17 protein-coding genes are annotated in these 23,485 nt (G+C 62.9%); 5 read left to right on the top strand and 12 right to left on the bottom strand.

Translation table 11 applies throughout. From position 1 onward, the window contains the following. Window positions 1-13 precede the first annotated feature (13 nt). The 5 genes from ACSBQQ_RS05905 to ACSBQQ_RS05885 all read right to left on the bottom strand — a co-directional run bounded on the left by ACSBQQ_RS05905 (window position 14) and on the right by ACSBQQ_RS05885 (window position 7,850). Window positions 14-1,456, bottom strand: a complete 1,443-nt coding sequence (locus tag ACSBQQ_RS05905) for an efflux transporter outer membrane subunit (RefSeq protein ID WP_049196928.1) — start codon at window positions 1,454-1,456, stop codon at window positions 14-16. Window position 1,457: 1 nt separating this feature from the next. Continuing rightward, the gene (locus tag ACSBQQ_RS05900) at window positions 1,458-4,595 is read right to left on the bottom strand and encodes an efflux RND transporter permease subunit (RefSeq protein WP_060428050.1); all 3,138 of its coding nucleotides are present in this window, start codon (window positions 4,593-4,595) and stop codon (window positions 1,458-1,460) included. A gap of 1 nt (window position 4,596) precedes the next feature. Next, window positions 4,597-5,739, bottom strand: a complete 1,143-nt coding sequence (locus ACSBQQ_RS05895; protein ID WP_060428048.1) for an efflux RND transporter periplasmic adaptor subunit — start codon at window positions 5,737-5,739, stop codon at window positions 4,597-4,599. Between the two features lie 214 nt (window positions 5,740-5,953). Next, the gene (locus ACSBQQ_RS05890) at window positions 5,954-6,634 is read right to left on the bottom strand and encodes a class I SAM-dependent methyltransferase (protein WP_033653125.1); all 681 of its coding nucleotides are present in this window, start codon (window positions 6,632-6,634) and stop codon (window positions 5,954-5,956) included. Between the two features lie 85 nt (window positions 6,635-6,719). Continuing rightward, complete coding sequence (locus ACSBQQ_RS05885) at window positions 6,720-7,850, bottom strand: agmatine deiminase family protein (RefSeq protein ID WP_060428045.1); 1,131 nt, start codon at window positions 7,848-7,850, stop codon at window positions 6,720-6,722. 143 nt (window positions 7,851-7,993) lie between these two features. Between ACSBQQ_RS05885 and ACSBQQ_RS05880 the strand changes: the two genes are divergently transcribed. Both ACSBQQ_RS05880 and ggt read left to right on the top strand, forming a co-directional pair. Beyond that, entirely contained in the window at window positions 7,994-8,857 is an 864-nt protein-coding gene (locus ACSBQQ_RS05880; RefSeq protein ID WP_060420799.1) for a LysR substrate-binding domain-containing protein, read from the top strand. Window positions 8,858-9,018: 161 nt separating this feature from the next. Further along, window positions 9,019-10,692, top strand: a complete 1,674-nt coding sequence (gene ggt / locus ACSBQQ_RS05875) for a gamma-glutamyltransferase (RefSeq protein WP_060428043.1) — start codon at window positions 9,019-9,021, stop codon at window positions 10,690-10,692. 172 nt (window positions 10,693-10,864) lie between these two features. Here ggt and ACSBQQ_RS05870 read toward each other — a convergent pair whose 3' ends face one another. Continuing rightward, window positions 10,865-12,790 (bottom strand): DUF3857 domain-containing protein, encoded by a 1,926-nt coding sequence (locus ACSBQQ_RS05870; protein WP_049212209.1) that lies wholly within the window; start codon window positions 12,788-12,790, stop codon window positions 10,865-10,867. Window positions 12,791-12,913: 123 nt separating this feature from the next. After that, window positions 12,914-13,483, bottom strand: coding sequence for a helix-turn-helix domain-containing protein (locus tag ACSBQQ_RS05865; protein ID WP_047730677.1), 570 nt, complete (start codon window positions 13,481-13,483; stop codon window positions 12,914-12,916). Between the two features lie 129 nt (window positions 13,484-13,612). Here ACSBQQ_RS05865 and ACSBQQ_RS05860 point away from each other — a divergent pair, with 129 nt between their 5' ends. Continuing rightward, a complete protein-coding gene (locus ACSBQQ_RS05860; protein WP_033648363.1) occupies window positions 13,613-14,509 on the top strand; it encodes a DMT family transporter in 897 nt (298 codons plus the stop codon). Between the two features lie 208 nt (window positions 14,510-14,717). Here ACSBQQ_RS05860 and ACSBQQ_RS05855 read toward each other — a convergent pair whose 3' ends face one another. The 4 genes from ACSBQQ_RS05855 to ACSBQQ_RS05840 form a co-directional block, all read right to left on the bottom strand. Beyond that, on the bottom strand, window positions 14,718-15,323 hold the full coding sequence (locus ACSBQQ_RS05855) for a nitroreductase family protein (RefSeq protein ID WP_060428041.1): 606 nt from the start codon (window positions 15,321-15,323) through the stop codon (window positions 14,718-14,720). A 69-nt stretch (window positions 15,324-15,392) separates the two neighbouring features. Next, window positions 15,393-16,691, bottom strand: a complete 1,299-nt coding sequence (locus ACSBQQ_RS05850; RefSeq protein WP_060428039.1) for a c-type cytochrome — start codon at window positions 16,689-16,691, stop codon at window positions 15,393-15,395. 27 nt (window positions 16,692-16,718) lie between these two features. After that, a complete protein-coding gene (locus ACSBQQ_RS05845; protein WP_060428037.1) occupies window positions 16,719-18,977 on the bottom strand; it encodes a xanthine dehydrogenase family protein molybdopterin-binding subunit in 2,259 nt (752 codons plus the stop codon). Then, window positions 18,974-19,447, bottom strand: a complete 474-nt coding sequence (locus ACSBQQ_RS05840; protein ID WP_060428035.1) for a (2Fe-2S)-binding protein — start codon at window positions 19,445-19,447, stop codon at window positions 18,974-18,976. The genes ACSBQQ_RS05845 and ACSBQQ_RS05840 overlap by 4 nt, the downstream gene beginning before the upstream one ends. Window positions 19,448-19,933: 486 nt before the next feature. Here ACSBQQ_RS05840 and ACSBQQ_RS05835 point away from each other — a divergent pair, with 486 nt between their 5' ends. Both ACSBQQ_RS05835 and ACSBQQ_RS05830 read left to right on the top strand, forming a co-directional pair. After that, window positions 19,934-20,668, top strand: a complete 735-nt coding sequence (locus ACSBQQ_RS05835; RefSeq protein ID WP_060428033.1) for a MurR/RpiR family transcriptional regulator — start codon at window positions 19,934-19,936, stop codon at window positions 20,666-20,668. Between the two features lie 130 nt (window positions 20,669-20,798). Beyond that, window positions 20,799-22,235: a 6-phospho-beta-glucosidase gene (locus tag ACSBQQ_RS05830; RefSeq protein WP_086556920.1), complete on the top strand. Its 1,437-nt coding sequence runs from the start codon at window positions 20,799-20,801 to the stop codon at window positions 22,233-22,235. A gap of 70 nt (window positions 22,236-22,305) precedes the next feature. Here the strand turns inward: ACSBQQ_RS05830 and ACSBQQ_RS05825 are convergent, their stop codons facing one another. After that, window positions 22,306-23,484: a 4-hydroxybenzoate 3-monooxygenase gene (locus tag ACSBQQ_RS05825; protein WP_060428031.1), complete on the bottom strand. Its 1,179-nt coding sequence runs from the start codon at window positions 23,482-23,484 to the stop codon at window positions 22,306-22,308. Between the last annotated feature and the right edge of the window lies 1 nt (window position 23,485).

Here is a 23,485-nt window from a genome sequence, read left to right as displayed (position 1 = left end):
GCGCGGTTGACGGTTAGCGGCTGAGCGTCGTCTTGTCGGCGATGACGCCGTCCCCCTGCCGCTCGGCGGCAACGCCGCCGCCCAACACTTTATACAGGGTGGCCTGATTGTCATACGCGGTCTGCTGCGCGGCGATCAGCGCCTGCTGCGCCGTGTACAGCGTGCGCTGCGCGTCCAGCAGCGTCAGGTAGCTGTCAACGCCCTGGCGGTAACGCAGCTCGGCCAGGCGATAATATTGCTGCGCCGCCGCCACATAGCCGGTCTGCGCCGCCAGCTGTTCCTGCAGCGTGGCCTTGCGCGCCAGCGCGTCGGCGGTTTCCTGAAATGCCGTCTGCACCGCTTTCTCATAGGTGGCGACATACAGGTCTTTCTGCGCCTGGGTGTAGTTCAACTGAGCCGTGTTATAGCCGCCGCTGAAGATCGGCAGGCTGATGCTCGGTGCGAACGACCAGACGCCGGCGCCGTGGCTGAACAACGAGGAGAGTTCACCGCTGCCCACCCCGCCGCTGGCGGTCAGGCTGATCGACGGGAAGAACGCCGCCCGCGCCGAGCCGATATTGGCGTTGGCGGATTTCAGGTTATGCTCGGCCTGCAGCACGTCCGGCCGCTTCAGCAACACTTGCGAAGAGACGCCGGCCGGCAGATCGCGCATGATCCCGCCGAGCGCCTCGATGCCGCTCGGCAGCAGGCTTTCCGGCACGCTTTGCCCCACCGCCAAATCCAGCGCGTTTTTCGCCTGCGCGGCGCTGGTAGCGTAGCTGGCGGCGTCCGATCGCGCCTGCTGATAGACGGTTTCCGCCGACGCCACGTCAACCAGCGACGCAATCCCGTGCTGTTGATTGTTGCGCGTGACGTCCAGCGACCGTTTGGCGCTCGCCATCGTCTGCTGCGCCACCGCCAGATTGCTGCGCTCGGCCGCCACCGCCACCCAGTCGGTGACGATATCGGCGATCAGCGTCAGGCGGGTGCTTTTCGCCGCCTCCGAGTTCGCCAGATAGGTTTCGAACGCCGCGCGCGACAGGCTGGCGTTTTTGCCGAACAGATCCAACTCGAATGCGCTGACGCCGGCCGCAGCTTCGTAGCTTTGGCTCAGCGCGGTGGCGTTGCCGCTGCCGGTCAGTGCCCGCCCGCGGCTGCCGTCGGCGGTGGCATTGATTGTCGGGAACAGCGCCGAGCGCTGCTCGCCGTACAGGGCGCGCGCCGACGCGATATTGGCGATTGCCTCGCGCAGATCGCGGCTGCTGTTCAGCCCCAGCGCCACCACCTGGCGCAGCCGGGCGTCCTGGACATAGTCGCGCCAGGCGACGTCCGGGTAGCTCAGCGCCCGGTTGCCGCCGGCCTCGCCCTGCGGCAGGTTGGCGGGCACCGGCGCCGCCGGGCGCTGGTAGTGCGGATCCAGCGACAGACAGCCGGTCAGCAGCAGCGGTAAAGTTAACATCATGACTCGTTGCAACACGTTATTCTCCTGCCTGTGACGGCGGGTTGGCGGGCCGACGGGTAAACATGCGGCGCACCAACACATAAAACAGCGGGACGAAAAAGATCGCCAAGGCGGTGGCGGTGATGGTGCCGCCGATGATGCCGGTACCGATGGCGATGCGGCTGTTGGCGCCGGCGCCGCTGGATACCGCCAGCGGCAGCACCCCGGCGGTAAACGCCAGCGAGGTCATCAGGATCGGCCGCAGGCGCATGCGCGCCGCGTGGACCGCCGCGCCAATCAGCGTTTCGCCCCGCTGGTGCATCTCCTCGGCGAACTCGACGATCAAAATGGCGTTCTTCGCCGACAGGCCGATGATGGTGAGCAGCGCCACCTGGAAGTAGATGTCGTTTTCCAGCCCGCGCAGGGTGATCGCCAGCAGCGATCCCACCACGCCCATCGGCACCACCAACATCACCGCGAACGGAATCGACCAACTCTCATACAGCGCCGCCAGGCACAGGAACACCACGATCAGCGAAATGGCGTACAGCGACGACGCCTGGCCGCTGGTCAGCCGCTCCTGATAGGACAGCCCGCTCCAGGAGTAGCTGCTGCCGGCGGAGAATGTTGCCGCCAGTTTCTCCATCTCGCTCATCGCCGTACCGGAGCTGACGCCGGTGGCGCCCTGCCCGGTGATCTCGAACGACGACAGCCCGTTATAGCGCGACAGGTTTTCCGGCCCGTAGATCCAGTGCGAAGACGCGAAGGCGGAGAACGGCGTCATGCTGCTGGCACCCGACGCGTTGGTGCCGCGCACAAACCAGCGGTCAAGATCTTCCGGCTTGGCGCGGTACTGCACATCGCCCTGCATATAGACTTTTTTCACCCGGTTGCGATCGATAAAGTCGTTGATGTAGGTGCTGCCGAACGCGCTGCTGAGGGTGCTGTTGACGTCGGCGGCGCTCAGGCCGAGCGCCTGCAGCTTGCCGTTGTCGATCTCCACCTGCAGCTGCGGGGTATCCGGCAAGGTGTTGGCGCGCACCGCCAGCAGCGATGGATTGCCGGCGGCGGCGGCAACGATCTGGTCGCGCATCGCCTGCAGCTCGGCGCGGGTGGTCGCCCCTTTGGCCTGCAGCTCGAAGGTGAAGCCGTCGGACTGGCCGAAACCGTCGATCGCCGGCGGGCTCATGGAGAAGACCTGGGCGTCGCGCAGCGTGGCGAAGTGCGCCATGGCGCGTTTGGCGATGGCGTCGGCGGTGTTCTCGCTGCCGCTGCGCTGGCTCCAGTCTTTGAGGCTGACGAACGCCATGCCGGCGTTTTGCCCGCTGCCGCTGAAGCCGAAACCGTTAATGGTGAAAATGGTGCTGACGTTGGCCTTTTCCTGGTCGAGGAAATAGGCGGTCACCGCCTCGCTCACCGCCGAGGTGCGCGCGTTGGTGGCGCCGGCCGGCAAGGTGTACTGCACCATCACCGTGCCCTGATCCTCGTTGGGCAGAAAGCCGGTCGGCAAGCGCAGGTACATCACGGCCGCGGCGATCAACAGCAGGCCGTACAGCAGCAGATAGCGCGTCGGCCGGTGGATCACCCCGCCGACCTTGTCGGCGTACTTCTCCTGCAGCCGGTCATAGCCGCGGTTGAATTTGCCCAGCCAGCCCTTGTCGGTCTGCGCGTCGTGCGCTGGCTTCAGCAGCGTGGCGCACAATGCCGGCGCCAGTGTCAACGCCAGCACCACCGACAGCACCATCGAGGAGACGACGGTGATCGAAAACTGGCGATAGATCACCCCGGTGGAGCCGCCGAAGAACGCCATCGGCAGAAACACCGCCGACAGCACCTGCGCAATGCCGACCAATGCGCCGGTGATTTCACGCATCGATTTCTCCGTCGCTTCGCGCGGCGGCAGCTTATCCTCCCGCATCACGCGCTCGACGTTTTCCACCACCACGATGGCGTCGTCCACCAACAGCCCGATCGCCAACACCATGCCGAACAGCGTCAGGGTATTGATTGAATAGCCGAACGCCGCCAGCACGCCGAAGGTGCCCAGCAACACTACCGGCACGGTGATGGTCGGGATCAGCGTGGTGCGCAGGTTTTGCAGGAACACGAACATCACCACCACCACTAACGCCACCGCTTCGAACAGCGTTTTCACCACCTCCTCGATCGAGATATTGATAAAGTCGGTGCTGTCTTTCGGGTAGGCCACCTTGTAGCCCTGCGGCATCGCGCTTTGGTATTCCGCCACCTTGGCCTTCACCAGCTTGGCGGTGTTGAGGGCGTTGGCGCCCGCCGCCAGCTTGACCGCGATCCCCGCCGCCGGGTGGCCGTTGAGGTGCGCGCTGGCGGAGTAGTCCTCGTTGCCCAGCTCAATTCGCGCCACGTCGCCCAGCCGCACCAGCGCGCCGCTGCTGTCGCTTTTCAGGATGATATTGCGAAACTGTTCCGGCGTTTGCAGCCGCGACTGCGCCTTTACCGTGGCGGTCAGCTGCTGATCGGCGGCGGCCGGCAGATCGCCGATCTTGCCGGCGGACACCTGGGTGTTTTGCGCTTCGATCGCCGTCTGCACGTCGGAAGGCATCAGCGCATAGCTCGCCAGCTTGGTCGGATCCAGCCAGATGCGCATCGCGTATTCCGAGCCGAACACCTGCACGTCCCCCACGCCCTCGATGCGCGACAGCGGATCCTGCAGGTTGCTGACCAGATAGTCGGAGATATCGGCCATCGTCGCCTTGTCGCTTTCGTCATACAGCCCGACGATCAGCAAGAAGCTGCTCTGGGATTTCTTGACCGTCACGCCCTGCGCGGTAACCGCGCTCGGCAAACGGCTTTCCGCCTGCTGCACCTTGTTTTGCACCTGCACCTGAGCGATATCCGGATCGGTGCCCTGATCAAAGGTGACGTTGATGCTGACCGAGCCGCTGGAGCTGCTGGTCGAAGAAAAATACAGCAGGCCGTCCAGGCCGGTGAGCTGCTGCTCAATCACCTGCGTGACGCTGTTTTCCAGCGTTTCCGCGTCCGCGCCCGGGTAGGTGGCGGAGATGGAGATCTGCGGCGGCGAGACGTCCGGGTACTGCGAAACGGGCAACGAATTGATCGACATCAGGCCGCACAGCATGATGATGATGGCGATCACCCAGGCGAATACCGGCCGCCGGATAAAGAACTGCGCCATATCACTGCTCCCCGAGTTGGGTTTTGTCGACCGAAACCTCAACCGGCTTCACCGCGGCGCCGATCGTCACCTTGCTGGTGCCTTCGACGATCAGGCGATCGCCTTCGTTCAGCCCGCTGCCGATCAGCCAATTGCTGCCCACCACCCGTTCGGCGCTGACGGTGCGCTGCGCCACTTTGTTCTGTTCGTCCACCACCAACGCGGTGGCTTCCCCTTTGGCATTGCGGGTTATGCCCTGCTGCGGCGCCAGAATGGCTTTGGGATCGACGCCGTTAGCCACCGTGGCGTGGACATACATACCGGGCAACAATTCATGTTCGGGGTTGGGGAACACCGCGCGCAGCGTGACCGAACCGGTGGCTTCGTCCACCGCCACCTCGGTCAGCTCGAGCTTGCCGGCGTGAGCATAAGGCGTGCCGTCCTCCAGCTTGATGGCGACCGGCGTGACCGCGCCGCGCTGTAACGCCGCCTGCTGGCGCCGCAGTTTAAGCAGTTGGGCGCTGGACTGGGTCAGATCGACATAGATCGGGTCGAGCGCGCGGATGGTGGCTAACGCATCGCTTTGGCTGGCGGTGACCAGCGCGCCCGGCGTCACCGACGAGATGCCGATACGCCCGGCGATCGGCGCCCGCACCTGGGTATAGGCGAGGTTGATGCGCGCCGTCTCCAGCGCCGCCTGATATTGGGCCACCGACGCCACGGCCGCCAGATAGGCGGCTTTGGCATCGTCCGCATCCTGCTGAGAAACGCCGTTCTCTTTCACCAGCGCCGCATAGCGCTGCGATTTGAGCCGGGTGGATTGCACCGTGGCCTGGGCGTTTTTCAGCTGGGCCGCGGCCTGATCGTAGCTGGCCTGATAGCTGGCAGGGTCAATTTGATACAATACCTGCCCGGCCTTGACCTCGGCCCCTTCGGTAAACAGCCGCTGCTTGATGATGCCGTCGACCTGCGGCCGCACGTCGGATGTCATGGTGGCGTTGACCCGGCCGGTCAACTCGCTGCTCAGGGTCACTGACTGGCCGCGCAGCGTGACCACGCCGACCTCCTGTTCTGCGCCCGCGCCGGCTGGCGCACCGGCGTTTTGCCCATCGCAGGCGGCCAACAACAGCGACAGCCCGAGCAGCAAAAGCGTTTTCCTCTGCATTGCAATACGATCCCATTGAGAATGACTATTCTCAATATATCGAATGCCGACATTCGCTTCTGAAAGGGTTGCGTAAGGATTCGGTAAAATCTTGTCGAAGCGGGAAATGGTGGAGCAATATCGCTCAGCGTGGTTTCAGCAAACTGGCGCAGCGGTTTTTAGCCAATGCAATAAAGCGTTCCACTTCAGCCGGGGGCTGCGCCACGTAGGATTTTTAGGGTTTAACCAGCCTGAACACCGTTTTGGTGTGCCAATAGTAGTCGATTGCCGCCGCGATATCCGGCATCCACCCGTCCGGCTCATAGGGCACGAAGCCGGAAAAGCCCAGCCTGCGGGCAGAGACCTGGAACCCCGCGGCGGAGAAAATGCGCGCATAGTCGGCCAGCGACCGATCCTGCACCACGGTATGGGTTTCTGCAGCCACCCGTTCACGCCACTGCGGCCACAGCGGGTTGCCGGTGTGGCAACCGGTCACCGCATAGTAAACGCCGCCCGGCTTCAGCACCCGCAGTATATCGGCAGCATGCTGGGCAATATCGTCGATCAGATAGATGACTTCATGACTGAAGGCGATATCAAAATGGTCGTCCCAGCCGTTCAGCCGCGTATCGGTTTGATAAACCACCGGCAGATGCCCTTTCAGCCGGTTGGCTTCATCGACGGACCGGCGAGCGATATCAACGCCAAGCCCCTGCTGAAATGGGCGGAGCTGGTACAGCAGGCGCAGAAAACCGCCCTGATTGCAGCCGAAATCCAGCACCTTCACGCCGGACAGTTCGTTTTCCGGCACCAGGCCGATAAGATGTCGCCAGATGGGCGCATGGCCATCGGCCATGGCCTCTTCCGCGCGCGGATCGCGATACCAGGTGGGAATGGTCGAGGGTGAATCGGTCATGATTTTCTCCTTGTGTCAGCGCTAAGCCAACCACAGCCGATCGTGACAAACAACCCGGTGCGCATTTTTTGAACATTGCGCGGTATTACCGGCCGTGCCTTGGCAGTTGGCTGGTCACGCAGTGAATGCCGCCGCCGCCGGCCGCGATGGCGTCGATCTCCAACTGCACCACCTTGCGCTGCGGATAGAGCGCCGTCAGCAGCGCAAGCGCCGCCCGATCCGCCTGCGGATCGCCAAACTCCGGGGCGATCACCGCGCCGTTGATGACGAAATAGTTGATGTAGCCCGCCGCAAAATCCGGGTTGTTGCGGCTGAATCGGCTGTCGCGCGGCGCCAGCGGCGGCGAAAGCGTATGCACCTGCAGCCGGCGGCCGTCGGCGTCGGTCGCGGCTTTGAGGATCGCCAGATGTTGCTGGGTAACCGCATGGTCATAAGAGGCCGGATCGGTGTCCAGGTTGGCCACCACCACGCCCGGCCGCACGAAGCGGGCGTAAAAATCGACGTGGGCGTCGGTGATGTCCCGGCCTTTAATGCCCGGCAGCCAGATTATTTTGCGCAGGCCGAGCATCGCTTTCAGCTCCTGCTCCACCCGTTCCCGGCTCCAGCCCGGATTGCGGTTCGCATTCACCCAGCTGCTCTCGGTCATGATGCCGGTGCCGTGCCCGTCCACTTCGATACCGCCGCCTTCACCCACCAATGCGCTGCGGCGCAGTTGGGCTGCACCGTAGCGGTTGGCGGCAAACGCCGCCAGGCGCGCATCCCTGGCATGCCGCTGTTTATTGCCCCAGCCGTTGAAGTTGAAATCCACCGCTCCGAGTTCGCCGGCGCCGTTGACGACGAAATTGGCGCCGAAATCGCGCACCCAGATGTCATCCAGCTCGGTGACGACATAGCTGACGTTGTGACTGCCGCAGGTGGCCTCGGCCAATTGCCGTTCATTGCCGCGGCAAAATACCGTCACCGGCTGAAACTCGGCGATGGCGCGGGCGATACGCCCCTGCGCCGCCTGCACATCCGCCGTGAATTCGCCCCAGATGGCCCGCTGCGCGCCGAAGGCGAGAAACGCCCGCTGCTGCGGTTCCCCTTCGTCGGGCATCCGCCAGGCCGGATTAAGCGCAGCTTCTGCGTGACTGCGTAACGGAATGCCTAACGAGGCCGTCAAACCGACCCTGGCAACGGCGGAAAGCTGTTTAAGAAACACGCGACGAGTTGACATTAAAGACCTCTTTTAATCATTTATAATTCAAAAAGTTAACCGAATAATTCACGGTTGTGCGGTTGAATCTTATGCTAGTCTTCCCCTGGCACCGCTACAAACGATATATTTAGCGGATATCTGATTAGACAGGCTTATCGATAATGTTAAAACACTGGCCCCCTTTGAGCGCGCTGCGCGGTTTCGAAGCGGCAGCGCGCCTGGGCAGTTTTCATCAGGCAGCCGAAGAGCTGCACCTTACCCAGTCGGCCATCAGCCAGCAGATCCGCAGCCTCGAAGCGTTTCTGGAGCAGCCGCTGTTCTTCCGCACCGGCCGCAGCGTGGCGCTGACCGACGCCGGCCACGATCTGTTCAGCACCGCGCAGGTGATGCTGCAACAGCTGGCGGTTGGCATTCGCCGTTTGGATCAGTACCGCAAACCCAACCAGCTGATCGTCAACACCACCCCGGCTTTCGCCCGCCACTGGCTGACGCCGCGGCTGGGCGACTTCAATCGGCAGCATCCGCAGGTCGACCTGTGGCTGTTCACCAGCTTTGAACCGCCGAATATGGCGACGGACAGTATCGATCTGGCGATCCGCGACGATCTCAGCGCGCAGGCGGACTGCACCTTTAACCTGCTCTGCAGCGACCGGCTTTATCCCGCCTGCCACCCCAGCCTGCTGGCGTTGGCGGCGGAGCAGCGCGTGACCCTGCACGGCGAACGGGAGATGGACTGGAGCCACTGGACGGTGGCGGGCGGCGCGCACGTCGGCCAGCGCGACAGCGGGCTGAACTTCTCCGATCCCGGTCTGCTGCTGGACGCCGCCTGCAACGGCCTCGGCATCGCGTTGGTCAGCCAACTGCTGGCGCAGCACGCGCGCGACGCCGGGCTGCTGCAACCGTTAACCGAGCAACGCGTGCGCGGTGCCAACTGGGCGTGGCTGCTGCACCGCGACAGCGAACACAACCCGCTCGCCCGGCACTTCTGCCAATGGCTGCAGTCGGCGCTGCCCGCCGGCGCATAACGCGCCACGTCACGATTCGCTACTCTGGTCAGGCGGCCCCGCCTGACCGCTGCTACCTTCAATAAAGCGCCGCAACATCCCGAAGAAAACGCGCTAACCTGCTGTTTCAAAATAATTAGTTGAATTCACCTGATAACTGAAAATCGCTAAAAGGATCGTCTATGTCTGCCGGTTTATTGAAAACGATAGCTCTGAGCGTGGCCCTGGCCTGCTCCCTTCCCACCGCCTTTGCCGCCGATCTCACCGCCGGTGCGGTCGCCGCCCCGGATCGGTATGGCGCTAACGTCGCCGCGCACATTCTGCAGGCCGGCGGCAATGCGGTTGACGCAGCGGTCGCCACCGCCTTTACCCTGGCGGTCACCTACCCTGAAGCCGGCAATATCGGCGGCGGCGGCTTTATGACGCTGTACGTCGACGGTAAACCCTATTTCCTCGACTACCGCGAAGTGGCGCCCAAGGCCGCCAGCAAAACTATGTATCTGAACGAGAAAGGCGAAGTGATCGAAAATCTTAGCCTGGTGGGCAGCCGCGCCGCCGGCGTGCCGGGCACCGTGCTGGGGTTGTGGGAAGCGCATAAACGCTTCGGCAAGCTGCCGTGGGCCGAACTGCTGACGCCGGCGATCGGCTACGCCCGGCAAGGTTTCACCGTGGCGGATCAGCAGTATCAGTACCGTGAAGACGCCAACAAACTGTTCGCCGGGAAAACCAACTTCGGCGACTATTTCGGCGCCATGAAGCCCGGCGCGGTGTTCAAACAGCCGGAGCTGGCGGCCACGCTCGAGCGCATCGCCAAGTCGGGCGCCGACGATTTTTATCACGGCGAAACCGCGCGCCTGCTGGTGGCGCAAATGCAGCGCGACAATGGGCTGATCGGCGCGGCGGATTTGGCCGACTATCGGGTGAAATGGCGTGAACCGATGCGCATCAGCTGGCGCGGCAACACCGTATATACCGCCCCGCTGCCCAGCTCCGGCGGCATTGCGCTGGCGCAGCTGCTGGGGATAAAAGAGGATCGCGCCGCCGATTTCAAGGGGGTGCCGCTGAACTCGGCGCGCTATATCCACCTGCTGGCGGAAATCGAAAAACGCGTGTTCGCCGATCGCGCCGACTACCTCGGCGACCCGGATTTCACTCACGTGCCGGAAGCGCAACTGATCGCCCCCGACTACCTGAAGAAACGCGCCGCCGAGATCAACCCGACGGCGATCTCGCCGACCGAACAGGTGCGGCCGGGGCTGGAAACCCACCAAACCACCCACTTCTCGATCGTCGATGCCGCCGGCAACGCGGTCAGCAACACCTATACGCTCAACTGGGACTTCGGCAGCGGCGTGGTGGTTAAAGGCGCCGGCTTCCTGCTCAACGACGAGATGGACGACTTCAGCGCCAAACCCGGCGTCGCCAATGCCTTCGGCGTGGTGGGCAGCGACGCCAACGCCATCGAGCCGGGCAAACGCATGCTCTCCTCGATGAGCCCGACCATCATCACCCGCGACGGCGAGGTCAGCCTGGTGATCGGCACGCCGGGCGGATCGCGCATCTTCACCTCGATCTTCCAGGTGATCAACAACCTCTACGATTACCATCTGCCGCTGGCGCAGGCGGTGGCCACCCAGCGCGTGCACCATCAGCTGTTGCCGAAGGACACCCTGTACTATGACAGCTTTGCCCCGCTGACCGGCAAACCGGCGGACGAGCTGAAAGCCATGGGCTACACCCTCGAAGACCAAGGCTGGAACATGGGGGATATTCAGGCCATCCGCATCGATGGCCGCACGCCGGAAACCGCGTCCGATCCGCGCGGCCGCGGCGTCGGCCTGGTGGTGAACAAGTAACGCCCCGGCGGCCCGCCTCCGGTTAGACGGGCTGCGACTAATCGGTGCCGATCCGCGTGATGCTGAGATCCAAAGAGGTGCGCGCGGTCAACATCGCCTAGCAGGAACGCTACGGGCCCCCAAACTCTTATCTGGTTGGGGGCCATTTTTTTATCCAGCTACGGGCAGCGGCTTACTTGCCGGTGGCCAATTCGCCGTACACCACCTGGCCGCGGAAACCGCGCCGCACCTGCTGGAACAGCTCGCGGAACGCCGGGTAATCCTGCGCCTGGCACAGCGCTTCCTTGCCGCGGATGGCGTTCACCTGCAGTTGATGATTGACGATCACCTGCTGCCCGTCGCGCCGCCACGCCACGCGATAGTCGCCCGCCGCATTGCGGAACTGCCTGTCTTGCGGAATGGCGATGATCGGTACGTTGGCCGGCAACTGCAGACGGTAGGTTTCGTCGTAGCGCTGCGCGCTGCAGTAGAACGGCGTTTCGTTGCCCGGCGCCGCCGTGGTGGTGTACAGCGTGCGGAACGATTTGCCGCCGGGCGGATTGGGCAGCGTCATGCCGCCCACCACGCCGAAATCGACGTAGTCGTCCGCCTTGAAGCGGAAGCGGTAACCGAACTGTTTTTTGAGATCCAGCGGATCGCTGTTCATCGCCACCTCGCCGCTGCCGTCGATGCCGGAGGCGGACATGATCGACGCTTCGGCCTGCGCCCGGTTCTGCCGGTTGATCTGCGAGAAGTAGCCCCGCAGGTCAATCTCTTCCACTTCGCTCAGCCGACGCTCGGTTTGCCCGTGCAGATTACCCGCTTTGTCGAACACGAAATCGACGCTCAACGCGCTCTTGACCGGCTGCTCGTCGCTGCCCGGCGTGCGCGCCAGTTTGGCGTCGCGCGTCAGCAGCACCGGCGCCCCCAGATCGCCTTCCGGCAGTTGCCCGAAGCGCGCCCACGGATTGGTGGAATCCAGGTACAGTTTGAATTCCGGCACGTAGGTGATGGCGTGATTAAAGCGGCTGAGCAGCGGCACTTTAGGCAGTATCGGGCCTTCGTCCATGCCGATCAGCACCGGCGAGCTTGCAATGCCTTTGGCGGCGAGCAGCGCCTCCAGGATCACCACGTGATCCTTGCAGTCGCCGTAGTGGTTGTCGAGAATGCTCTGCGCCGAATTCGGCTCCAGCCCGCCGTTGCCCAGATACACCGCCACGTAACGAATGTTTTGCGCCACCCAGCGATAGAGGGCCTCCGCCTGCTCGCGCCGATCGCTGATGCCGGCGGTGATGTTGTCCGCCAACGCCTGGATGCCCGGCGTCACCTGCGCCGCCGCGCCGGCCTTCAGCTGGTAGGCCTTGGCCAACTGCGGCCACTCGCGGTAGGTGCTGGCCATGATGGTCGGGCTGAAGGTCCAGCTGTCCGCCGCCCAGTTTTGTGATTTCATCGGCGTGCTGCGCGAATAATGCCAGCGCCAGTGCGCCTGCCCGTCGCGGATCTGCGGCTGGTCCCCGCCTTCCACGCCGCGCGTGAAGATATGCATCGGCAGCTTGGCCGGCGCCTGCAGCGTCACTTCGGCGTCGTCGAACTGGTCGAAAACGCTGAACGTCTCCCACAGGCCGAAATAGTCGGGGAAATACGGGGTGTTTTGCGTGCGGCGCAGCTCATACACCACGCGCGATCCCGGCGCCAGGTTGGAGAACACGATGACGCGCACTTTGCGGTCGGCATACAGCGGCGCCGTGGCGCTGGAGTAGCTTTCCTGGGTATAGATGCGATCGGGCGCCACGTCGTGGCGCTGGCCGTCGGCGGTCAGCGTGTAGGCGGCGACCACCTCCAGCGTTTCCATTTTTTCGCTGTAGCTCAGGCGGATCTGGCTGAATTTCTCGACCGCCGCCTTGGTCTTCAGCAGCATTTCGTAGCTTTCCGTTTTCACGTTGGTGGCGTTGGCGTTGACGCGGTAATCCGCGCGATAGCGTACGAAGCTGAAATCGTTGTTGGCCGTGTCGTTCTGGCCCTGATCCGCCGCGGCGGGCGGTGCAACGGCCAACACGGTGGCCGGGTGCGTTGCCGTCAAACCGGCGAATAACAGCAGGGAAGGAATAGCGATTTTCATCTTCGGTCCTTGAAGGGCAATAAACGGCGACGCCGGGCTACGCGCCCGTCCCGGCGTCAAAACAGGCGGGCACACTAATATAATTGAGAATCATTTTCAATAAACGAACCGTCAACGCCCGGGTTAGCCCTGCTCGATCAGCATCACGGCGGTGGTCTCCGGCTCCAGCGCTTCGAAAACGTGCTCGCGATCGGCGGAGTAGCTGATGTAATCGCCGGCGCTCAGCTCCAGCGGCTGGTCCGCCGGCCCCAGGCGCGCGCGCCCGCTGCTGATGATCACATGCTCGACGGTGCCGGGGGGATGCGGCCGGGAAAGTTTGGCTTCGCCGGGCTGCACCCGCAGCCGGTAAATGTCGCGCTGCGCCCCCGGCGGGCAGGTGGCCAGCAGCGTGGCGGCGTAGTTGCCCTGCTCCGACAGCGCCGGCGTGCCTTCATGGGCGCGGATCACTTGCACCTGCCTGCTCGGCTGTGAAATCAGCCGGCTGACCGGCACGTCCAGCGCCATCGCCAGCGCCCACAGCGTTTCCAGGCTGGGATTGCCGCTGCCGGCTTCCAGCTGCGACAGCGTGGATTTGGCGATACCCGCTCGCTTCGCCAGTTCGGTCACCGACAGGTTCAACCGCTCCCGCTCGCGGCGGATTGCCGCCGACAGCAGGCCGATAGGCGTGATGTTCTGCATCCGATCGTCACTCATTGTTCGCTATGCCATCCATTTGTTCGGCTTGACGAACACTCGTATTCATGTTCATCATAATGTTCGATTGTTCATTTTAATGATTGCACCGCTTTGCCGCAAGTGCGGGCAGGCAACGAGGGAAACCACATGAAAACGAAAACGCGCGGCGCAGTGCAAATGATCCTCGCCATGACCATCTCCGGCACCGTGGGGTGGCCGGTGCTCGTTTTAGGGCAGCCGCCCGCGACGGTGGTGTTTTGGCGCTGCGCGTTCGGCGCGCTGGCCATGCTGGCGACCTGCGCCGCACTCGGTCAGCTGAAATCAGGCGCGATCAACCGGCGCCAGCTGAGCTTCGCCATTCTGGGGGGAATCGCCCTGGTGCTCAACTGGACGCTGCTGTTTGCCGCCTATGCACATGCCTCGATCGCAGTCGCCACCGTTACCTACCACGTTCAGCCGTTCATGTTGGTGGCGCTGGGGGCGCTGCTGTTCGGCGAAAAACTGACGGCTAATCGGCTGGGCTGGCTTCTGCTGGCGTTCGCGGGAATGGTGTTGATCGTCACCGGCCGGCAAAACGGCGGCGGCGGCGATGACTATCTGCTCGGCGTGGCGCTGGCGCTGGGCGCGGCCCTGATGTACGCCATTGCGGCGGCGATCGTCAAACAGCTGGCCGCGCTGCCGCCGCAGCTGATCGTGTTGATTCAGCTGACCGTCGGCGCGCTGGTGATGGCGCCGTTCGCCGGCCTGGCCACGCCGCCTGCGGCCCCGATCGACTGGTTGCTGCTGGCGACCCTCGGCCTGGTGCATACCGGCTTGATGTCCACGCTGCTGTACGGCGCCATTCAGAAGATCCCCACCTCTCTGGTCGGCGCCCTGTCGTTCATCTACCCGGCGGTGGCGATCGTGGTGGACTGGGCGGCATTCGGCCACCGCCTCAGCCTGTTGCAGCTACTGGGCACGCTGGCGATCCTGGGCGCCGCGGCGGGCATGAACTTCGGCTGGCGGCTCTCGCCGGTCGCCCGGCGGGCTGATAAAACCGGTTAATCCCGTCCGGCGGGCAAGCTATGCACAATAAGGCATTCGTCTTGCGCCCGGCGCGGTGTTATTTATTTACACCGTGTAGGGTAGAAGGAGTTGGCCATGTGGCATCACCGCCTGCAACGGCGCATCCGTTTCAGCTACTGGAACGAACTGTGCATCGCAAAAAATAAGGGAAGGCGCAAGCCTTCCCTTTTGTCATTCACCGCCCAGCTCAGAAGCGATCGGTTTTCACCACCTCGTCGAACGGCAGTTTGCCGATGCGCGGATAAGGCTGCCCCGCCGCCTTGCCGATGGCGACCATCAGCGAGATCTGATAGTGCGCCGGTTTGTTGATGATCTCGCCCACGGCGTCGAAATCAAACCCGTCCATCGGGCAAGAGTCGTAGCCCTGCGCCTTGGCCGCCAGCATCAGCGTCTGGGCGAAGATACCGCTGCTGCGCATCACTTCGTCGCGCTGCACCTGCGGCTTACCGCGATAATACTGATCGACGGCCGGGATCATGAACTGCTGTACCGGCTCCGCCGCCTCGGCCCAGACGTTTTTTACCTGTGACTCCCAGCTCGACAGATCGCCGCACAGCACGACCAGCATCGACGCATCGGTGACCTGTGTCTGCCCCCACGCCGCTTCGCGAATTTTCTCGCGCTGGGCGCGATCTTCGATCAGCAACGGGCGCCAGTGCTGCAGGTTAAAAGCGCTGGGTGCGCCCTGCAGCGCGATAGTCAGCAACGCTTTTTTCTCTTCGAGCGTCATCACGTGCTGCGCATCAAACTGTTTGGTGGCGCGGCGCTGGCGGATTGCGTCTAACGTATTCATTTTACTGCCCCTGTCCATGTGAAAGATCCTATTGTCGCCAACGCGACGCGGCTGTCCAGCCCCCGACGGCTATTTCTGCGCGGTTTCGGCGCGCAAACGGCTGACCTGCGCGGTCAGATCGGGCCACGGTGCCTGACCGGCGTAGTGCTGCCGCAGATAGTTGAGCAGGATGGCGATCTGCGCGTCATCCAGGTTATGGCGGAAGCCCGGCATATAGCCCAGTTCGGCGTTCGCCGGCCGCTGTATGCCATCCAGCACCACGCGAATGGCGTTGTCCGGCGCCTCGGCGAACAGGTTGGTGTTCAGCGCCAGAGAAGGCCGCACCCCCGCCATCTGCGCGCCCTTTTCCTGCGCATGACAAGCCATGCAGGCGCCGGAAAACAGCCGCGCGCCTTGCGAGCTCAGGGGCTCCACCTGCCGCTCTGCCTTAGCGTTCAACGTGGCCGCCGTCGCGCCCGCCGCCGTTTCAGGATGATAGCTGCGCAGATAGACGGCGATCGCCTGCAGATCGGCCTGCGGCAAGCGGGACAACCCTTCTTCGATCACCGGCGCCATCGGGCCGGCGGCCACGCCGTGGTTGGCCGAGTAGCCGGTACGCATGAAATCGACCAGATCCTGCTGCGTCCAATCGAGCGGCGCGGGCGAGCGGCCGGTCAACGCCGGCGCCATCCAGCCTTCCGCCACGCCGCCGGCCAGGTGGTCGCTACCGGTTTTCTCGCCGAACAACACGTTGCGCGGCGAGTGGCAGGCGCTGCAGTGCCCCAGCCCTTCGGCCAGATAAGCGCCGCGGTTCCAGGCGGCGCTTTGGGCCGGGTTTTCCTGCATCGCGCCCGGCGTCAGGAACAGCAGGTTCCAGGCGAAGATGCCCTGGCGGATATTGAACGGAAAGTGCAGATCGGTGGCCGGCGGCCGATAGTTGACCGGCGGTTGCGACATCAGGTAGGCGTACAGCGCCTGCAGATCGTCGTCACTCGTGCGGGTAAAGGCGGTATAGGGAAACGCCGGATAAAGGTAGCGGCCCTGGCGATCGACGCCGTGGCGCATGGCGCGTTCAAACGCCGCGTAGCTCCAGCTACCGATGCCGGTTTCCACGTCCGGCGTGATGTTGGTGGTGTAAATGGTGCCGAAGGGGATCGCCATCGCCAACCCGCCGGCGTTGCGCTCACCGCCCGAACGGGTGTGGCACACCGCGCAATCGCCGAGATCGGCCAGCGTTTTGCCGCGCGCAATCTGCGCCTCGCTAAAACTGTTCGTCGCGTCGGCGGCGAGCGGCGCGATTTCCGGTTGCCAACTGGCGACAACGCCGGCCACCACCACGGCGAGCACCGTAACCCCGCCCCACCCGGCGATCTTTTTCATCTTACTCATCTTTGCTGTCCTTGTTCGTGACGGGGATTAATGGCCGGCCTGGGCGCGCAGCGCGGCAAGCACCCGCGCCGGCGTAAACGGCACCTCGCGCAGCCGCACGCCGAGCGCGTCAAACAGCGCGTTGCCGATCGCCGCCGCGCTCGGCACCGAGGCGGATTCTCCGGCGCCCATCGGCGCTTCCTCCGGGCGATCGATCAGTTGGATATCGATTTGCGGCAGCTCGTCGAAACGCAGGATCGGATAGCCGCCCCAGTCCAATGACGTCACCCCCGTCTTGTTGAAGGTCACGAACTCTTTCAGCACCCGGCTGGCGGACTGGATGACGTTGCCGTGCACCTGATGGCGCACCCCGGCCGGGTTGATCATGCGGCCGCAGTCATGCGCCACGAAGATTTTATCGAGCGTGATCTGCCCGGAGCGGCGGTTGACGCTGAGATCGCACACCCAGGCCGCCCAGGCGGCGCCGAAGCCGGGGAATTTGCTGTGGAAATAGCGCGCGTAAGCGAAGCCGCGGCCGCTCACCACTTCGGCGCCGGCGGCGCGCGAGCGATGCGCCGGGCCGTCTTGCCAGTTCGCCTGCCGTTTCAGCGCTTCAATCAAGGCCACCGCGCGCGGATCGTTCAGATAGCGCAAACGAAACGCGATCGGATCCTCGCCGGCGCGCCATGCCAGCTCGTCGATCCAGGACTCATGGGCGAACACGTTGGGCAGCGCCGAAACGCCGCGCATCCACGAAGCCCGCACGATCGGCGCGGCGTCCTGGCAGATCACCCGCATGTGCGGATACTCGTATTGCGGAATGGCGGTGCGATCGCCCATCTGCTGCACGTCGGCCCGGTTGGCCACTTTGCCGGTCAGCACCAGCGGCAAGGTCACGGCATTGTTGGAGGGGTAGCTGGTTTTCAATTCGTAGGCCGCCACCCGGTTTTGCGCGTCGAGGCCACCGCGCACCCGAATCAGCTGGCCGGTGCCCTTCGGCTCCCAGCCTGATTCCTGTTCGCGCATCAGCTGCACGCGCACCGGCCGGCCGGTGGCCCGCGCCAGCAGCGCCGCGTCCGCCGAGACGTCGTCGGCGCAGTTGCGGCCATAGCAGCCGGAGGCCTCCATGCGGGTGATGTGCACCTGCCCAGGCGGCAGCTCGAGCAGCCTGGCGATGTCTTTGCGCAGATCGTGCGGGTTTTGCGTGCCGGACCACACCTGCGCCCGCCCGTCTTTGACTTCCGCCACCGCGCAGGAAGGGCCGATCGAGGCGTGCTGATGGTAAGGCCAGACATAGTCGGCCTGCACTGCGGTATGCAGCAATGCCAGCGCGGCGTCAGTGCCCGCGTCGTCGCGCAGCACGCGGTCGGTTTTCGGATTGGCCTCCAGCGCGGCGGGCAGCGCTTCCGGCGACAGATCCGGCAACCCGGCCCAAGGTTTCCATTCGGTTTTCAGTTGGCGCATGGCGGCGATCGCCTGCTCCTCGCGCTCGGCCACGATGCCGATGAAATCGTTGATCACCACCAGTTTCACGATGCCCGGCAGGTGCGCGATCGAGCTTTCATCCACCGACAGCAGGCCGCCGCCCAACGGCGCGCTGCTGTCGGCGCCTACGTATGGCGGACGCACCACCCGGCCATGCAGCATGCCGGGCAAGCGCAGGTCGTGGACGTAGGTCAGCCCACCGCTCACTTTGGCCGGAATATCGACCCGGGGCACGGCGCGGCCCACATAGCGGTTCTGCCGTTCGCTGTTCAGCTGCACGTTTTTATCCAGCATCACGTGCAGATTTTGCCCACTCGCCAGCTGCGCATAGCTCAGCGATCGCCCTGGGTTCCTGGTCACAAATACCTGCCCCGCCGCCGCCGTCAGCTGTTCGGCCGGCAGTTCGAAGGCTTTGGCCGCCAGCGCCGTCAGCAGGCACCGCACCTGCGCCGCCGCCTGTCGCAGCGGTACCGACGTCACCTGAAGGGTGGCGCTGGCGATGCTCGGCCCCTGATCCGGCGTGCGTTGCGTATCGCCAAGGATCATCGTGACTTGCTCGAACGGCACGCAAATTTCATCGGCGACGATCTGCGCCAGCGCGGTGCGAATGCCGGTGCCCAGATCGACGTGGCCATTGAACGCCGTTACCCGGCCGTCGGCGGTAAGGCTGATAAAGCTGTCCACCCGATCCAGCGGCAGATCGGCGGGCGATGCAACCGCCTCGGCGGCGAAGGCGCTCAATGGCGCAGGCAGCAGGCTGCTGACCATCACCACACCGCCGGCCTGCAGCAGCTGGCGGCGGGTCAGTTCGAGGCGGCTCATGCTTGCCTCCGCGCGGCCAGCAGATCGCGGGCGCGCTCGGCGGCGTGCAAGATCTCGATATGCGTGCCGCAGCGGCACAGGTTGTAGGCCAATTCTTTCTTGATGGTTTGTTCGTCGGCCTGCGGCTCCCGTTCGAACAGCGCGACCAGCGTCATGATCATGCCGTTGGCGCAGTAACCGCACTGCGCCGCCTGCTCATCGATAAACCCTTGCTGTACCGGATGCGGCGCTTCCGCGGTGCCCAGGCCTTCCAGCGTGGTGACGGATTTGTTTCCTACGGCGGACAGTGGCATTGAGCAGGAGCGTGCGGCGACGCCGTCGATCAGCACCGTGCAGGCGCCGCACTCCCCCAGGCCGCAGCCGTATTTGGGGCCGTTCAATTGCAGATCGTTGCGTAAAACATGCAGCAGCGGGGTCTCGGGCGAGATATCGCCGAGTGGAACCACCCGGCCGTTAACATTGATTTCCATGGTGAAACTATCCCTTAAGCAAACGGATTTAATCCGTAACATCACTGCGATGAATAATTTCGCAGCGTGCTAATAATTATCATCAAAAGGCTTGATAATGTTAAGGGAATGTAGCCGTCGTGGCTTTAACGAAAAGTGGGTATTTTCTATAAATTTCCTATAGATAAGCTCGGTTTTATGATTGCAGCCCGTGATTATTGGCGTTCGCCAACGCGGCCTCGACGCCATAACTTTGCCGATCTTTCACTTTAGAAAGCAGAAACCGGCATTTTGCCGCCGGGATCCGCTGACTTATGCTAACCCGGTGTGATGAAACGCGTTTTCATGGCATGTCTTCCGGAACGTTTTGCTTTATTTGTTCGTCGTGAACCCTGGGCCGCGCCTGACTGGTGCGGCTTTTCTTTTTGCCCGGCAGTGCCAGCGGCGGTGAATTTTGCTATGTTAAGCCGCAGATAAGCTTCCCGTTTTCAGCCGCCGGACCGACTCATGTTTACCCATAAAGCAATCGCCGAGCTCAACGCCCTGGAGCTGATGGTTTATAACTACGTCAGCAAACACAAGAATCAAGTGATGTACATGACCATCCGCGAGCTGGCCGAGGCCGCCGGCGTGTCCACCACCACCGTGCTGCGGTTTTGCAAGAAAATGGGCTGTGATGGCTATTCGGAATTTCGCATCCGTTTCAAGCTGTATCTCGAACAGAACGATGCGCCGCCGGTCGATTCCGGCATCGGCGAAATCCTCAGCTTTTTTAAAAGCGTCAGCAACGATGAGTTTAATCAGCTGATCGATCAGGCGGTGCAGCATATCGCCGCCGCCGAGCGAATTATTTTCGTCGGCATCAGCACCTCAGGCGCATTGGGGAAATATGGCGCGCGCTTTTTTTCCAACGTTGGGAAATTCAGCACTCACATCGACGATCCTTATTATCCCGTCAACAGCGACATGTATAAAAACGCGGTGGCGATCGTGCTGTCGGTTACCGGCGAAACCGAAGAGATCCTGCGGCTGGCCAGCCAGTTCAGCCTGCACCACTGCAAGATCATCAGCATTACCAACAACGAAACCTCTTCGCTGGCGCGGCTGGCGGACTTCAACCTCTCCTACCACGTTCCGCAGCATTTGATCGGCGGGCATCACAATATCACCACGCAGATCCCCGTGCTTTACATTATTGAAACCATCGGCAAACGGCTTGGGCATATTAATTCGGCCAAATAAAACAGGCTGTTTTTTTATTGTGACAAATCACTTTCCACGGTGATTTGTTATATCGTGACATTTCTTTCGCTCTTGCTACTCTATTCTCAACGCAGCGTTATTACCCTTCATTAAATAAACCGATGAGATATTGACGATGAAACAGTTGCCGAAGGATTTTCTGTGGGGGGGCGCGGTCGCCGCGCACCAGGTTGAAGGCGGTTGGGATCGGGGCGGTAAAGGGCCAAGCATCGCCGACGTGCTGTCCGGCGGCTCGCACGGCGTGGATCGCGTGATGACCGACGGCGTGCTCGACGGCTATCGCTACCCCAACCACGAAGCGGTGGATTTCTACGGCCGCTATAAGCAGGACGTGGCGCTGTTCGCCGAGATGGGCTTCAAATGCTTCCGCACCTCGATCGCCTGGACGCGCATCTTCCCGAACGGCGACGAAGCGGCGCCGAACGAAGCCGGCCTGCAGTTTTACGACGACCTGTTCGACGAACTGCTGAAATACGGCATCCAGCCGGTGATCACCCTGTCGCACTTCGAAATGCCTTACCATCTGGTGAAGGCCTACGGCGGCTGGAAAAATCGCCGGGTGGTGGAGTTCTTCGTGCGCTTCAGCGAGGTGGTGATGCGCCGCTACCGCGAAAAAGTGAAGTACTGGATGACCTTCAACGAGATCAACAACCAGAGCAACTACCGTTATCCGCTGTTCGGCTACTGCTGCTCCGGCGTGGACTACACCCGGGAAGACAACCCGGAACAGGCGCTGTATCAGGTGCTGCACCACCAGTTCGTCGCCAGCGCGCAGGTGGTCAAACTCGGCCATCAGATCAACCCGGAATTCAAGATCGGCTGCATGCTGGCCTGCGTGCCGTTCTACCCGTACTCCTGCAAGCCGGACGACGTGATGTACGCCGTCGAGGCGATGCACCAACGCTATCTGTATACCGACGTGCAGATGCGCGGTTACTACCCAAGCTACCTGCTGCGCGATTGGGAACGCAAAGGGCTGAAGATAGAGATGCAGCCGCAGGACGCGCAGATCCTGCGCGAGGGCTGCGCCGACTACATCGGCTTCAGCTATTACATGAGCAACGCCCTGCAGGCTAACGCGGTGGACGGCAGCGACGGCATGTTCGGCTTCCCGGGCAACGTGCCGAACCCGCACGTCAAGGCCTCCGACTGGGGCTGGCAGATCGATCCGGTCGGGCTGCGCTATTCGCTGAACGTGCTGTATGAGCGCTATCAGAAGCCGCTGTTTATCGTGGAGAACGGCTTCGGCGCCTTCGACAAGGTGGAAGCGGACGGCCGGATCAACGATGACTACCGCATCGACTATCTGCGCGCCCATATCGAAGAAATGAAGAAAGCGGTGATTGAAGACGGCGTAGACCTGATCGGCTACACGCCGTGGGGCTGCATCGACTGCGTGTCGTTCACCACCGGCGAGTACAGCAAACGCTACGGCTTCATCTACGTCGACAAACACGACGACGGCACCGGCACGCTCGAGCGCTCGCGCAAGAAGAGCTTCGACTGGTACCGCCGGGTGATCGCCAGCAACGGCGAACAGCTGTAACCGCACGCAGGCAATCAGGTGGCCCTGCTCGCCGCACGCCGCCCATGCCTCACGGCATGGGCATTTTCGCTTATAGTGCCGGGAATGGCGCCCCGACATAATTCTCCGCCAGCATCGTCATGGCGCTGCGCGATTTCACCGTGTACTGCAATTCTGACAGTTGCAGCCGATGCTCGAAAGGCGTGTCGTCCCGACGGGTATGCAGCATGTGGGTCATCCACCAGGAAAAATGCTCTGCGCGCCAGACCCGCTGCAAAGCGGTGTCGCTGTACTCGTCCAGCCGTTGCCAGTCGCCTCGCCGGTAAAACGTCTCCAGCGCCTGGGACAACAGGCAGACATCGGCCATCGCCAGATTCAGCCCTTTGGCGCCGGTCGGCGGCACGATATGCGCCGCGTCGCCCGCCAGCAGCAGGCTTCTGTAGCGCATCGGTTCTGTAACGAAGCTGCGCATGCCGACCACGTTTTTCTGGAAGATACGGCCCTTTTTCAGCGCCCAGCCTTCATGGTTTTCCAGCCGCTGTTCCAGTTCGTGCCAGATGCGATCGTCCGACCATTGATCGACCTGTTCCGCCGGATCGCACTGAAAATACATGCGCTGTACGCCGGCCGAACGGGTGCTGATCAGCGCAAAGCCGCGCGGATGGCAGGCGTAGATCAGCTCGTCGCTGGACGGCGGCGCTTCGACCAGAATGCCGAACCAGCCGAACGGATAGATGCGGGTGTAATCCTGCCGCAGCCCGCCGGGCATCGCCGCGCGGCTGATGCCGTGGAATCCGTCGCATCCGATGACGAAGTCGCAGCGGAGCTGGCGCGGCTGGTCACCGTGACGGTAGTGAACCTCGGGCTGTGCGCTGTCCAGCGCCTTCAATTCAACCTGCTCCACCTCGAAAAACAGTTGCCCCTGCGCCGCCACACGCGCGGCGATCAGGTCTTTCAAGACTTCGTGCTGGGCATAAACGGTGACGGCGCGGTCGGTCAATCCCGCCAGATCGATGCGGTGCTGACGGCCACCGAATGCCAGCCGGATCCCCTGATGCCGCGCCCCTTCCCGCCGCATCCGCTCTCCCAATCCGACCTGGTTGAGCAGATCGACCGTCCCTTGTTCGAGCACCCCGGCGCGAATGGTCGATTCCACCGCCGCCCGGCTGCGCGTTTCCAACACCACCGATTCCACGCCATGCAGATGCAGCAGATGAGACAACATCAAGCCGGCCGGGCCGGCGCCGATTATCGCAACCTGTGTGCGCATA

The sequence above is a fragment of the Serratia sp. G204Y genome, from assembly GCF_051172435.1.
Taxonomy (GTDB): Bacteria; Pseudomonadota; Gammaproteobacteria; order Enterobacterales; family Enterobacteriaceae; genus Serratia; species Serratia sarumanii.
Note: the sequence above shows the minus strand (reverse complement) of the source record. Positions and strands in the feature narration are given on the sequence as shown.